The organism is Arthrobacter sp. P1_B4 (assembly GCF_056406555.1).
The window spans coordinates 1-12,187 of the sequence record NZ_JBFTZW010000013.1; the positions used below are offsets into that span (position 1 = coordinate 1).

Genomic DNA, 12,187 nt, shown 5'->3' on the forward strand with positions numbered 1-12,187 from the left:
CCATCGCCCTGGACGGTTTCGACGATCACCGCTGCGGGCTTATCGATGCCCGATCCCCTGTCCTCCAGGGCTTGCCGGAGCCACAGAAAGTCCGGCATCTGACCATTGAAGAACCCGTCATAGGGCATGCTCGATGTGTTCGTCAGCGGGACGCCGGCTCCCTGCCGTTTCATTGAATTGCCCGTGACCGACAACGATCCCAGGGTCATCCCGTGAAACGCGTTGGTGAAGCTCAGGACATGCTGCCTGCCGGTAACCTTCCGGGCAAGCTTCAGGGCTGCCTCCACCGAGTTTGTTCCCGTCGGTCCGGGGAACATGACTTTGTAGTCCAAATTCCTGGGCTCGAGGATCAACTCCCGGAAGGTTTCCAGGAATTGCCGCTTGGCCGGTGTTTTCATGTCGAGTGAATGAACGATTGCGCCGGAGAGAAGATAGTCCACCAGCGGCTGCAGCAGCACCGGGTTGTTGTGCCCGTAGTTCAGTGCTCCGGCGCCGGAAAAGAAGTCCAAATATTCTCTGCCGTCTTCACTGTAGAGGCTGCTGCCGGACGCACGTTCAAACACGGTGTCCCAGCTGCGGCAGTAGCTGCGGACCTCGGACTCCAAGCTTTCGAAGATATCCATCTGTCGATGTCCCCCGTACTTCCGACTGGCGAAGATGCCCGAGCGCAAACACAACCCGGGTTTTCCGGATGACGGGCGCGGGAAGGGGACAGTGCAGCGCCTGCGGCGCACTGACGGTTGCTTTCACGGGGCCCGTATGTACTCCCGTATAGAGGTGCTCTAGGCGGGAACTGGGCAGATCCTAGACGCCTGCCCAAATGCTTTTCCGTTTCTTATCGTAAACTCAGGAAACTCACAGCACCTGAGTAGCGGGTACCTGTCTTTTCCCCTCAAACGGCTGATTAACTACCCGATTCGGCAGCGTTTCTCACCTTCGGCAACCCCGGGCTACTCGGAAAAATGCGGGCCGCCGGGCATCCGGCGGACATGGGCGCCGGCGCCATGGACATCCGACTTCCTCGGCCAACGGGGACGGCGAACGCGGCGAGGGACGGGACACCGTTTTGAGAGTCGTTTGATTTGATAGTCGTTTGAAAGGCGAAGCTGGTGTTTAGCCGGTCTTGGCCATCGCGTAGGCCACGGTGCCGTAGGCCAGGGCGCCGGACATTTCGGTGAGCAGTTCCGGGTTGGTGTTGGCGATCGTGTCACAGGCCTCGTGGTAGCAGGGATCAAGTACCTTGCCGGCCGCCCCGCCAAAGGACTGTGCCTGGGCCTGGGTCTTCTTCTCGACATCGCCGGTGAACAGCCCGCCGCCGGGAATGCCGGCCGAGAGGAAGGCGTCGTAGTCCGAGCCGCCGTCAAAGGGCGTGGTCTCGGCCGGCAGCGCGTTCTCCTGGAAGTAGCGGAAGAAGACGTCCTCGATCGCCTTGGACCCGGCCGGGCCGGCGTCGCCGAAATCCGATCCGTCCCCGTCATGAACGGACCGCACACCGTTCGGCGAGGCCGCCATGTCCACGTTCAGGTTCGCCGCGGTCTGGCCGATCTCGGCCGCACTGAGTTCATCGACGTAGTGCTGGGACCCGTACAGGCCGTCCTCCTCGCCGCCCCAGAACGCGAACCGGACCCGGTTGGCCGGGGTGATCCCGGCCTCCTTCATCCACCGCGCGGTCTCCAGGACCGCCGCAACCCCGCTGCCGTTGTCGTTGATGCCCGGGCCCTCCTGCACGGAATCCAGGTGCGCGCCCACCACCACGGTGTGCCCGGCATCGCCAACCGTGTCGGCGAGGATGTTGAAGGACTCTACCCGCGCCTTGCCCCGGCCATCACGCCGAAAAGAGAAGCTCTGCCGCACCGGTGAGTATCCGGCCGCCCGCAGCTGTTCCTCGACGTAGCGGGCCGACTCCTCATACCCCGAGGTCCCCGCGGCCCGGTTCCCGCCGTTGGCGTCAGCCACCCGCTGCAGCGCCTGCAAATGCCCCACCATGTCCCGGGACTTGAAATCCTCCAGCACGGCACGCGCATCCACCGGACTCGCCGGGGCCAGTACGGTAGGTGCCGAACATCCCGAAACCAAAAAGCCGATTGCCACCAGGACAGCCGCGGCCGCCGTCCGCCCCCGCTGGTACCTCCGCCTACCCGTCACGCTAAGAACATACTTCCTCAGTCGCCGGGGAGGAAGGCCACCCCTAGTGCGAGCCGGCCCTAAGCGGTGCGGCGGCCACGGCCGCCGGATCGGAGAAGGCCAGACGGGGCACCATCACCAGCGCGGCAGCCGCAGCAAGCCCGGTGACCCCGCAGATGGTCCATACCGTGAGGTAGCCGGCGAGCGGCGCCGCGGTCTGACCGGCGTCCCCCGCGCCGGCCCCGGCCTCGGCCAGGACGTGGCTGACCAGGGCGATGCCGAACACCGCGGACGCGAAGGCTCCGCCGATGGTCTTGGTGGTGTTGGTCAAACCCGTGGCCATCGCGGTCCGGTTGAGGGGGGCGGCCGCGGCGGCCGCCGAAGGCAGCGCCGCCACGAGGGCCCCGGAGCCGACACCGGCGATCGCCATGTTGGCCAGCGCCTGGATCAGACTGCCGTGGAACGGCAGGAACAGCAGGTAGCCCAGGCCCACGAGCGTGGCGGCGCCCACGAGGGTCCAGCGCGGAGTGAGCCGGCGGGTCACCACCGGGTACAGCAGCGCGCCCACCAGCAGCGCCAGCACATAGACGCCGATGATGATGGAGACGTGCCCGGCGCGCAGCCCGAGGCCGTAGCCGTGCAGCGCGGGATCTGTCCGGGCGAAGGTGGACAGCGGGGCCTGCGCGCCGAGCACCGAGACACCAAAGAGCCCGGCGGTCAGCTGGACGGGCCACATGGACTTACCCCGCAGCATTCGGATGTCGACGAGCGGATCGGCCGCGCGCAGCTCGAACCGCGCGAACGGAACGAACACCAGAATTCCGGCTCCCACCAGCGCCCACGGCCACCACGCGCCGGCCCCGTTGAGGCGCATGAAGGTCAGCCCGGACGTGATGAGCAGCAGCCCGAGGGCGAGGAGCGTGAAGCCACGGGTGTCCACGCGTCCGCCGCTGCGCTCCCGCGACTCCGGCACGCCAAACCTGACGGCGAACCAGCATGCGGAGACGGCCACCGAGGGGACCAGGAGCACCAGCTGCAGCTGGCCCGCGAACACTTCCACGAGCGCACCGGCGGCGAGCGCCCCGGCGATGACACCGGCTTCCAGCGCCCCGACGAGGACGCCGGCCGCGCGCCGCGTGCGGGCGGCGCCGTCGGGCAGCTGATGGACGCGGCTGAAGATCAGGGCAATTTCCAGGGGCAGCCAGACCACGTAGAAACCCTGGAACGACCACGCGGCCAGGAAGGTCCAGAAGTCCGGGGCGAGCGCGACGACCCAGGAGGCCATGGCGGTGACCAGCGTGGAAACCAGCAGGATCCTCTTGTGCCCGTACATGTCCCCCAGCTTGGCCAGCACCGGCACGGCGAGGGCGCTGACCATGAGCTGCGCGGCCTCGAACCAGTTGACGTCGGCGTCGTGGATTCCCAGGTGCCGGGCGATATCGGTGAGGATGGGCGTGTAATAGCCCTGCAGGATTCCACTGGTGAGCTCCACCAGACACAGAAAAGCTACAACACGGCGCATGGCGGCCTTCCGGGAGGGCGGGCACCTCGCGGCCAGCCGACTGATTGCATCCTAGGCCCGCGCCGTCGCCGAAGGCGGGAACGCGGCCGGCAACGCGGCCGGGAAGACGGGGCGGGAAACCCCGGCGGAACGGCGCGGGAATATTCGTCCGCGACGGGCGTTATACCGGTCGATAGATGCAAATGCATCTAAATCGGCTATAGTAGAACCAGATCCCGGATCCACCCCGGCCACGGAAAGGCACACCATGCAGATCGGCGTATTCAGCGTCAGCGACATCACTACCGACCCCACCACGGGCCGCACCCCGACTGAGCACGAGCGCATCAAGGCGTCCGTGGCGATCGCCAAGAAGGTCGAAGAGATCGGCATGGATGTCTACGCCCTCGGCGAGCACCATAACCGGCCGTTCTTCTCGTCCTCCCCCACCACCACGCTGGCGTACATCGCGGCCCAGACCGAGCGCATCATCCTGTCCACGACCACGACCCTGATCACCACGAACGACCCCGTGAAGATCGCAGAGGACTTCGCGATGCTCCAGCACCTCGCGGACGGACGCGTGGACCTGGTCCTGGGCCGCGGCAACACCGCCCCCGTCTACCCCTGGTTCGGCAAGAACATCCAGGACGGGATCGAACTCGCGATCGAGAACTACTCCCTACTGCGCCGCCTCTGGGACGAGGACACCGTCAACTGGTCCGGCAAGCACCGCACCCCGTTGCAGAACTTCACCTCCACCCCCCGCCCGCTCGACGGCGTCGCCCCCTTCGTGTGGCACGGCTCGATCCGCACGCCGCAGATCGCCGAAGTGGCGGCGTACTACGGTGACGGTTTCTTCGCCAACAACATCTTCTGGCCCAAGGAGCACTACCAGCAGCTGATCGGCCTCTACCGCGAACGCTATGAGCACTACGGCCACGGCAAGGCGGACCAGGCGATTGTGGGCCTCGGCGGCCAGTTCTTCATGCGGAAGAACTCCCAGGACGCCGTCAAGGAGTTCCGTCCCTACTTCGACAACGCCCCGGTCTACGGCCACGGCCCCTCGCTGGAGGACTTCACGTCCCAGACCCCGTTGACCGTCGGCAGCCCGCAGGAAGTGATCGAAAAGACCCTGTCGTTCAGGGAGTACTTCGGCGACTACCAGCGCCAGCTCTTCCTGATCGACCACGCCGGCCTGCCGCTGAAGACCGTCCTGGAACAGCTGGACCTGTTCGGGGAGGAAGTGCTGCCGGTGCTGCGCAAGGAATATGCCGCGCTCAAGCCGGCGCACGTTCCCGAACCGCCGACGCACGCCGGCCGTGTTGCCGCCGCGCTGGCAGCGGGCACCGTCGACGCCGCCGCGGAGACCACCATTCAGGGCTCATGATGCCCGCCAAGACTACCGAATCGCCGGTACGCCTGGCCGCGGAAACCTGGGAATCCCTGTTCCGGGCCCAGGTGGCGGTGATGCGCAAGCTGCAGGCGGCGCCGGCATTCAAAGCCCTGGCGCTCAATGAGTACGACGTCCTGTTTACGCTCTCCCGCTGCCCCTCCGGGTGGCTGCGCCTGAACGAGCTCAACGACAACGTGCTGCTGAGCCAGTCCAGCCTGAGCCGGCTGGTGGAGCGGCTCGAAAAGCGTGGGCTCGTTGAACGGACTCCAGCCCCGGAGGACGGCCGCGGGATCCTCATCCGGCTCACCGATGCCGGACGGGACCTGCAGAAGCAGATCGGCCGGGAACACGTGCGCGACATCGCCGCGCTCGTGGGCCCGGCCCTCTCCGCCGCCGAACAGCAGGAGCTGCTGCGGCTGACCGAGAAGCTCCGCGCCGCGGTCTCCGTGCGCTAAGGCCGTGCCCTTGACAGCCCGGCCGTGCGCTGCCTAGTGGATCGCGACGAGCTGCGCCGGGTCTTCCTGTGGCAGGTTATCGACGACGGCGGTGACGCTGAGTTCCTTCAGGGACAGGCTGCCGCCCACGGTGGACAGGAAGGCGGTGTCCGAGGAATCGCGTCCTGCCGTGATCCGCAGCATGCTCTCCCGTGGCGCCAGCCCCGTGGGGTCGATGACGTGCCAGGTGCCGTTGATGTGCGCCTCGGCCACGGCGTGGAAGTCCATCGGGGTCAGTCCCGGGGCGTAGACGGCGGCCAGCCGGGCCGGGACGTTCTTGGAACGCAGCAGGGCAATGGCGAGGTGGGCAAAGTCCCGGCAGACGCCGCGGCGGTGCAGCAGTGTTTCGACCGCGCCGTCGGTCCCCCGCGAGGATCCGCTGACGTAGCGCAGCTCGTTGAAAACCCAGTCCCGGACCGCGTGGAGCAGCTCCTCGCCCTGGAGCCCGCCGAATTCGGCGTAGGCGGTGGGCAACAGCCGGTCCGATTCCGCGTAGCGGCTGGGCCGGACATAGCGGATCAGTTCCATGAGCCCGGGTTCCTCGGGCTGCGCGAAGCCGGTGACGGTGGCCGAATACTCAACCAGGACGTCGGTGGGTTCGGCGAATTCCATGTAGTGGAAGCGGCCGCCGTGATGGTCCGAGAGCTCGGTCAGCGGCACGTCCCCGCCTCCCGCGGTCACCCTGAGCGATTCGTCAATCGAGTCGTAGCCGGCGTTCCGGGCCACGGCCACGGCGAGAGCCACCTTGGTTTCGGCAACGGTCTTGAAGGCCAGGCGGGCGGCTACGGCGCGTTCCATGTATCTCTGTCTCCGGGATGTGGGATTGAGGTGGGTGCAGGGGAAGCCGCCGTCAACGGCCCGGGGATGTGCGGGGCGGGCGGGACTAGTTTTTGATCTTCAGAGACATTAGCATCCGCTGGACGTTCGCGAATTCGGACCCCTCGTTGACGTACTTGGCCGCCTGGTCGAGAGTGTCGAACGCCTTGGCGGGGGCAACCTTTTGGTCCGGCGCCAACGCCTTGAGCACTGTCAGGTCCCCGAACGAATAGTCCCCCTTGCCGGCCGGGCCACGGACCACGTTCTGCAACGCGCAGCTCTTGCCGCCCGCGCCGCCCACCACGTTGGTGATGCCGTAGGAGCCGAAGTACTTGTAGCCCTGGACCACCCGGAACACCACGTGCGGGTCAATGGTGCCCCCGCCGCCGGCGTGCGGCAGGTCAACCGGCACGCTGCTGACCACGACGTAGTTGCGGGCGGCGTCGTCCGGGCAGGCCGCGGCAGGCTGCGGGGGCAGGCCGGTCTGCAAGGTGGCCAGGTAGGCGCCGCCGGCGTCCTTGACGGTGATCTTCAGCGCCCCGGGCAGAGCACCGGCGTCGGGAGCTACGGACTGGACAATCCAGTCCTGCGGCACCTCAAAACTGACGGACTTTGCCGGGTCGGTAAAGACCTTCCAAGCCGCTGCGCTCGAGCCCGGGGTGGGGGAAGCGCTGGCCGAGGCGGCGGCATCAGTGGTGGCAGACGGCGTCGCACTCTCACTCGCACCGGGACCCGCACTGTCGGCCGGGCTGCTGCCCGCGGTCCAGACCGGCGTCCCCTTGCCGTCGCTGCTGCAGCCCGAAAGGGCTGCCACCGCGACTGCGAGCGCCGCGCCGGTGCGCAGCACAGCGCCCCGGATTCCTGCGGTGCCTGTTGAAGAAGGGGCCGTCCCAGTCATGGTGCCAGCGTAGCCGGGGCGCCGCATGACTCAGAGCTCCCGCATCAGTGTTTCGTAGAACCGGACCCCCTGCTCCAGCGTCTCCAGCCCGATCTTTTCGTCAACGGTGTGGATCGAGCCGCGGGCCCTGACGTCCATGAAGAAGGGCGCGAAGCGGTACACGGCACCGCAGATCCCGGTGAAACGGCGCGAGTCGGTGCCRCCCATCATGATGTAGGGGGTGATGATCGCCTCGGGGAAGACCTGCCCGATGCAGTCCGCCAGCAGGTCCCACTGGGCCCCCGAGGACGGCGACACCGGAGACGGGTCGTTGCCCTCCACGACGCGCAGTCCGACTTTCGGGTCGCGGATGATTTTCCGCAGCAGTGCCATGGTGCCCTCGACCGTCTCCCCCACCGCCACCCTGATGTTGGCGTTGGCCTTCGCCGTGGCGGCGAGGACGTTGGCCCCGGAGCTGCCTTCGAGCGTGGTGATGGCGACGGTGGTCCGGGTCATGGCGTTGGTCTCGCTGCCGAGCCGGCCGAAGAGCCAGGTGATGGGCGCCCGGAGCAGTGCCACGTTCGCGAACACGGCCCGCAGCGGTGGCGGGGTGTGCGGGCCGAAGCGGCGCAGCATCTCGGCGGTCACCTCCGGCAGCGACTGCGGGAACGGGCTGCGCTCGATCCGGGTGATGGCGCGGGCCAGCCGCCCTGTCGCCCCCATCCGCGGCGGCGTGGAGGCGTGTCCGCCCGGGTCCCGGGTCAGCAGCTCCACGTCCAGGATTCCCTTTTCGGCCACGCCGACGACGGCGGCCGGCCGGCTCACCCCCGGGAAGGCGCCGCCCGCGACGGCACCGCCCTCGTCCAGGACGAGCCAGGGCACCACGCCGCGGCCGGCCAGCAGGTCGGCGGCGGCCGCCGCGCTGTTGCCGGCTGTCTCCTCGTTGTTGCCGAACGAGAAGTAGAGGTCGTGCGCGGGCGAATACCCCGCCAGCAGCAGGCTCTCGGCCGCTTCCAGGATGGCCACGAGCTGGCCTTTGTCATCGAGCGTCCCGCGGCCCCAGAGGAACGTGCCGTCGTTGTGGCCGGAGAACGGCGGGTGTGTCCACTCCCCCGGGTCGTCTGCCGGGACGACGTCGTAGTGCGCCATCAGCACCGATGCCCGGTGCGCGGCCGCCGGGTCCTCCGCTGGTGCGGCGCCGGGCCAGCGGTACAGGAGGGCGTGGCCGTTGACCCGCTCCAGTTCCAGGGCAGCATGGACCGCCGGATACAACCGGGGCAGCGCCGCGATGAAGGCCTCGAACTCGGCTGTTTCCACCCCGGCCCCGGCCGCGGAGGACCCCTCGGCCCGGCTGGACACGGTCCGGTACGTCACGAGCTCCGCCAGCGACGCCGCCGCGCGCCCGGCGCCCGGCGGGTGCCCGGGGCCGCCCGGTGTTCCGCCGGGGCTCTTGAGGGTATTGCCGGCGGCCGCGTTCTGCAGGGGGTTGCGCATGCGCGAAAGTCTACGGCCGGAGGGTCCGCCGGAACGGGCTATTCCGCGCGCGGGTCCGGCCCCGGAATCCCGGGCACAATTCGGCGCACAAATTTCGGCCTCGGGAAAGCGGATACGCTGGGGGCATGGCCGAACAGAGCATTGACGGAACGCACTTTGGGGATCTGGGCGACGTGGCAGGCATGTCGGCCCTCGATATCGCGGACTGGCGGCTGCGGACCTTTGCCCTTTACGCCACCACGCGGAAGATTGCCGCGGACAGCCCGGCCGAGGCGCATTCCTACTGGCGCCAGGAGCGGGACCGCATGTTCGGCACCCACCCGGCGTCCGCGCTGACGGCCGAGGCCAAGGCCACCTTCGGCGGCCTGAAGACGGCGGACTACGATCCGATCTACCGTTTCCACGTCCCGCTGACCCCCGAGGGCGCCGGGCGGGAGATGAACGTAGAGACCGGGACCGACGGTCTGGTCCGGTTTGTGCGGCTGGGCACCTTCGACCTGCCCGAGATGGGACAGCTCGCGGTCTGGAAGCTCAGGGGTTACGGCGGCGGTATCTTCGTGCCGTTCCGTGACGCCACCGCCGGCCAGCCCGGTGGCAGTTATGGCGCCGGACGCTACCTCCTGGACACCATTAAGGGAGCTTTCCACGGCGTGCGGGGCTCCGGGCCCCAGGCCGAATTCATCCTGGACTTCAATTTCGCCTACAACCCCTCGTGCGCCTACAACGAGGCCTGGGCATGTCCGCTGGCCGGCCCGGCAAACCGGCTGGCCGTGGACATCCCCGTGGGCGAGCTGTACTGAGCGGATGGAGTCCCAGCTCGAACAGCTTGACCCTGCCCCCGCCGTCGTCCTCGGGCCGAAGACCCGCCGGTACCGTGGAGTCCTGCGTTACCCCGTGGTCCGGCAGCTCATCCGGTTCACCGGCGTCGGCATTGTCTGCACCCTGACCTCCCTGGCCCTGTACGCCCTCTCCCGGCCCTGGCTTGGGGCACAGCCGGCCAACGCGGCGGCCCTGATCCTGACGTCGTTCATGAATACCGCCCTCAACCGGCGCCTGACGTTCAAGATCACCGAAAGCCGCCGGATGAAGCGCGACCACCTCAACGGCCTGATCGTAATCCTCGTCGCGCTGCTGATCACCGGCGGCAGCCTCGCCGTCCTGCACTGGGTCAACCCGGACGCCACCGTGGCGGAGGAGCTGTGGACCACCACCCTCTCCGGTTTCGCCGCCACCGCCGTGCGGTTCACGATGCTGCGGCACTGGATCTTCCGCCGCGCCCGCCACCGCTGACGTCGCCCACGGCCCCCACCCCGGGTTGAGCTAGCAGTTCAAGCCGCTATGGAGGCGGCCCGATAGGGACATGTAGTGACGGCTCAACCGGTGGAGGGGGTGCCGAGGGAGCGGACGCCGGCGACGGCGGTGCGGACCGCGGCCGCCGCCTCCTGCAACTGCGCTGCCGTCACGGTCGAGTCGAAGCTGAACCGCACCGCCGTCTGGGCGATCTCGGGCTCGATGCCCAGGGCCAGCAGCACGGGTGAGGGCGCATCCGAGCCGGCGGCACACGCGGAACCGCTGGAGCAGATGATGCCCTGGCGTTCGAGCTCCAGCAGCACGGACTCGCCGCTGGTGCCCGGGAAGCAGAAGGATGCCACCGAGGGCAGCCGCTCGGTGGGGTGGCCGGTGAGCAGTGCGCCGGGAACACCGGCCAGCACGGCGTCAATGAACCCGTCGCGGAGGGCAGCGACGTGCCCGGCCGGTTCCCGCGGCAGCGCCAGGGCCGTCGCCAGCGCCACGGCGCCGGCGACGTTTTCCGTGCCCGACCGGCGGCCGCGCTCCTGCCCGCCACCGTGGACCAGCGGTTCAAGCCGGACCCGGCCGCGCACAAACAGCGCGCCGCTGCCTTTGGGCGCGCCCAGCTTGTGGCCGGAAATGCTCAGCGCGTCCACGCCCAGTGCGCCGGTGTCCAGCGGCAGCCAGCCGGCGGCCTGGACGGCGTCGGTGTGGAACGGGACTCCGTGGGCACGGGCCAGCGCCGCGAGCCGGGCGATGGGCTGGACCGTACCGACCTCGTTGTTGGCGTACATGATGCTGACCAGGGCCGTGCCGGGCTGCAGCACGGCGGCGAGGGCCTCTTCGCTTACCTGCCCGAAGCGGTCCACGGGGATCACGTCGACGGCGAAGCCGTGGACCCGTTCGAGGTACCGGGCGGATTCTTCCACCGCGGGATGCTCGACGGCGCTGATTGCCACCCGGTCCAGGCGCGGATCGGCGGCGCGCCGGGCCAGGGCGATGCCCTTGACGGCGAGGTTGTCCGCTTCCGTGCCGCCGGAGGTGAAGACGACTTCCCCGGGGCGGCAGCCGAGGGCCTTGGCGGTTGCGGCGCGGGCCCCCGCGAGCGCCGCGGCAGCCGCCTCTCCCAGGGAGTGATGGCTTGCCGGGTTGCCAAATTCGCCCGTGAGGTAGGGCCACATGGCCTCCAGCACCTCGCGGCGGACCGGGGTGGTGGCCGCGGCGTCGAGGAAGATCATGGTGCGCCTCAGCCGGCCGCCGGACCGGCGCCGGAGTCGACGGCCGGCTCGACGTCAAGCTCAATGTCCAGGCCGAGGTCCAGGGCCGTGACACTGTGCGTCAGGGCGCCGATCGAGATGACGTCAACCCCGGTGGCCGCGATGTCCGCCACGGTGGAGAGGTTGACGTTGCCGCTGGCCTCGACGCGGGCCCGGCCGCCCACCAGTCCGACGCCGGCCGCGAGCTCGGCCAGGGAGAAGTTGTCCAGCATGATGGTGTCCACCCCGGCGGCAAGGACGGGCTTGATCTGCTCCATGGTGTCCACCTCCACTTCGAAGTGTGTTGTGTGGCCGAGCTGCGCCTTGGCGCCAAGGAGCACTGCGGTCAGCTTCGCCGGGTCGCCGCCGGTGAGGACGGCCAGGTGGTTGTCCTTGGCCAGGACGGCGTCGGAGAGGCTGAAGCGGTGGTTGGCGCCGCCGCCGCAGCGGACGGCGTAGCGTTCGAGCACCCGCAGCCCCGGCGTCGTCTTGCGGGTATCGGTGATCCGGGCCCGGGTGCCGGCCACGAGCGCCACGAACTCGGCCGTTTTGGTGGCGATGGCGCTCATCCGCTGGACCAGGTTCAGTGCGACGCGTTCGGCCAGCAGCACGGCGCGGGCGTTCCCGGTCACGCGGGCCAGGGCGGTTCCGGCAGCGAAGGCCTCGCCGTCGTTGACCAGCAGTTCGACGACGGCGCCCGGGTCGGTCAGCCGCATCGCCGCGGCGAAGACCTCCCCGCCGCTCAGCACGCCGGGAACCCGGGCGTTGAGAACCGCCGTCGCCCGCGCCTGCGCGGGGATGAGCACCTGCGAGGTGATGTCCCCGGACGGGGCGTCCTCCTGCAGCGCCGTGCGGAGGACGGCGAGGACGGCGGCCTCGGGCAGGCTCCCGGCGAGGGCCGCGGCGCGGGAGGGCAGGGTTTCCGGGGCAGCGGTGGCG

At 68.9% G+C, this 12,187-nt stretch carries 12 protein-coding genes; 4 read left to right on the plus strand and 8 right to left on the minus strand.

The window, feature by feature from the left end; translation table 11 throughout:
- The 3 genes from AC1D1W_RS07815 to AC1D1W_RS07825 form a co-directional block, all read right to left on the minus strand.
- The coding region (locus AC1D1W_RS07815) for an aminotransferase class III-fold pyridoxal phosphate-dependent enzyme (protein ID WP_476943397.1) at positions 1 to 623 on the minus strand (623 nt) is incomplete at its 3' end.
- Between the two features lie 490 nt (positions 624 to 1,113).
- Positions 1,114 to 2,013: a M20/M25/M40 family metallo-hydrolase gene (locus AC1D1W_RS07820; RefSeq protein ID WP_476943372.1), complete on the minus strand. Its 900-nt coding sequence runs from the start codon at positions 2,011 to 2,013 to the stop codon at positions 1,114 to 1,116.
- Between the two features lie 175 nt (positions 2,014 to 2,188).
- Positions 2,189 to 3,616 carry an MFS transporter gene (locus AC1D1W_RS07825; protein ID WP_476943373.1) on the minus strand — a complete coding sequence of 476 codons (1,428 nt, stop codon included), beginning with the start codon at positions 3,614 to 3,616 and terminating at the stop codon, positions 2,189 to 2,191.
- A 277-nt stretch (positions 3,617 to 3,893) separates the two neighbouring features.
- On the opposite strand from AC1D1W_RS07825, the gene AC1D1W_RS07830 reads away from it, so the two are divergent.
- Entirely contained in the window at positions 3,894 to 5,015 is a 1,122-nt protein-coding gene (locus tag AC1D1W_RS07830; RefSeq protein WP_476943374.1) for an LLM class flavin-dependent oxidoreductase, read from the plus strand.
- On the plus strand, positions 5,015 to 5,476 hold the full coding sequence (locus AC1D1W_RS07835; protein ID WP_243181330.1) for a MarR family winged helix-turn-helix transcriptional regulator: 462 nt from the start codon (positions 5,015 to 5,017) through the stop codon (positions 5,474 to 5,476). Before AC1D1W_RS07830 ends, AC1D1W_RS07835 begins: the two co-directional genes overlap by 1 nt.
- 33 nt (positions 5,477 to 5,509) lie before the next feature.
- Here AC1D1W_RS07835 and AC1D1W_RS07840 read toward each other — a convergent pair whose 3' ends face one another.
- From AC1D1W_RS07840 to AC1D1W_RS07850, 3 genes are all read right to left on the minus strand, one after another.
- On the minus strand, positions 5,510 to 6,313 hold the full coding sequence (locus tag AC1D1W_RS07840) for a transglutaminase-like domain-containing protein (protein ID WP_476943375.1): 804 nt from the start codon (positions 6,311 to 6,313) through the stop codon (positions 5,510 to 5,512).
- A gap of 85 nt (positions 6,314 to 6,398) precedes the next feature.
- A complete protein-coding gene (locus AC1D1W_RS07845) occupies positions 6,399 to 7,229 on the minus strand; it encodes a hypothetical protein (protein ID WP_243181297.1) in 831 nt (276 codons plus the stop codon).
- A 30-nt stretch (positions 7,230 to 7,259) separates the two neighbouring features.
- Entirely contained in the window at positions 7,260 to 8,702 is a 1,443-nt protein-coding gene (locus AC1D1W_RS07850) for a M20/M25/M40 family metallo-hydrolase (RefSeq protein WP_476943376.1), read from the minus strand.
- A gap of 125 nt (positions 8,703 to 8,827) precedes the next feature.
- Between AC1D1W_RS07850 and AC1D1W_RS07855 the strand changes: the two genes are divergently transcribed.
- Together AC1D1W_RS07855 and AC1D1W_RS07860 are read left to right on the plus strand one after the other, a co-directional pair.
- On the plus strand, positions 8,828 to 9,502 hold the full coding sequence (locus AC1D1W_RS07855) for a DUF1684 domain-containing protein (RefSeq protein WP_028277528.1): 675 nt from the start codon (positions 8,828 to 8,830) through the stop codon (positions 9,500 to 9,502).
- Positions 9,503 to 9,506: 4 nt separating this feature from the next.
- Positions 9,507 to 9,992, plus strand: coding sequence for a GtrA family protein (locus AC1D1W_RS07860; protein WP_243181295.1), 486 nt, complete (start codon positions 9,507 to 9,509; stop codon positions 9,990 to 9,992).
- Between the two features lie 83 nt (positions 9,993 to 10,075).
- Here AC1D1W_RS07860 and AC1D1W_RS07865 read toward each other — a convergent pair whose 3' ends face one another.
- Both AC1D1W_RS07865 and nadC read right to left on the minus strand, forming a co-directional pair.
- The gene (locus AC1D1W_RS07865) at positions 10,076 to 11,230 is read right to left on the minus strand and encodes a cysteine desulfurase family protein (RefSeq protein ID WP_476943377.1); all 1,155 of its coding nucleotides are present in this window, start codon (positions 11,228 to 11,230) and stop codon (positions 10,076 to 10,078) included.
- A gap of 8 nt (positions 11,231 to 11,238) precedes the next feature.
- The gene (gene nadC / locus AC1D1W_RS07870) at positions 11,239 to 12,165 is read right to left on the minus strand and encodes a carboxylating nicotinate-nucleotide diphosphorylase (RefSeq protein WP_243181329.1); all 927 of its coding nucleotides are present in this window, start codon (positions 12,163 to 12,165) and stop codon (positions 11,239 to 11,241) included.
- Positions 12,166 to 12,187: the final 22 nt, after the last annotated feature.

What these genes read in the sequence shown, in the direction of transcription:
- AC1D1W_RS07865 (WP_476943377.1), bottom strand. Translation starts at nt 11,230, where the DNA reads ATGATCTTCCTCGACGCCGCGGCCACCACCCCGGTCCGCCGCGAGGTG.
- AC1D1W_RS07855 (WP_028277528.1), top strand. Translation starts at nt 8,828, where the DNA reads ATGGCCGAACAGAGCATTGACGGAACGCACTTTGGGGATCTGGGCGAC.
- AC1D1W_RS07835 (WP_243181330.1), top strand. Translation starts at nt 5,015, where the DNA reads ATGCCCGCCAAGACTACCGAATCGCCGGTACGCCTGGCCGCGGAAACC.
- AC1D1W_RS07845 (WP_243181297.1), bottom strand. Translation starts at nt 7,229, where the DNA reads ATGACTGGGACGGCCCCTTCTTCAACAGGCACCGCAGGAATCCGGGGC.
- AC1D1W_RS07840 (WP_476943375.1), bottom strand. Translation starts at nt 6,313, where the DNA reads ATGGAACGCGCCGTAGCCGCCCGCCTGGCCTTCAAGACCGTTGCCGAA.
- AC1D1W_RS07830 (WP_476943374.1), top strand. Translation starts at nt 3,894, where the DNA reads ATGCAGATCGGCGTATTCAGCGTCAGCGACATCACTACCGACCCCACC.
- AC1D1W_RS07860 (WP_243181295.1), top strand. Translation starts at nt 9,507, where the DNA reads ATGGAGTCCCAGCTCGAACAGCTTGACCCTGCCCCCGCCGTCGTCCTC.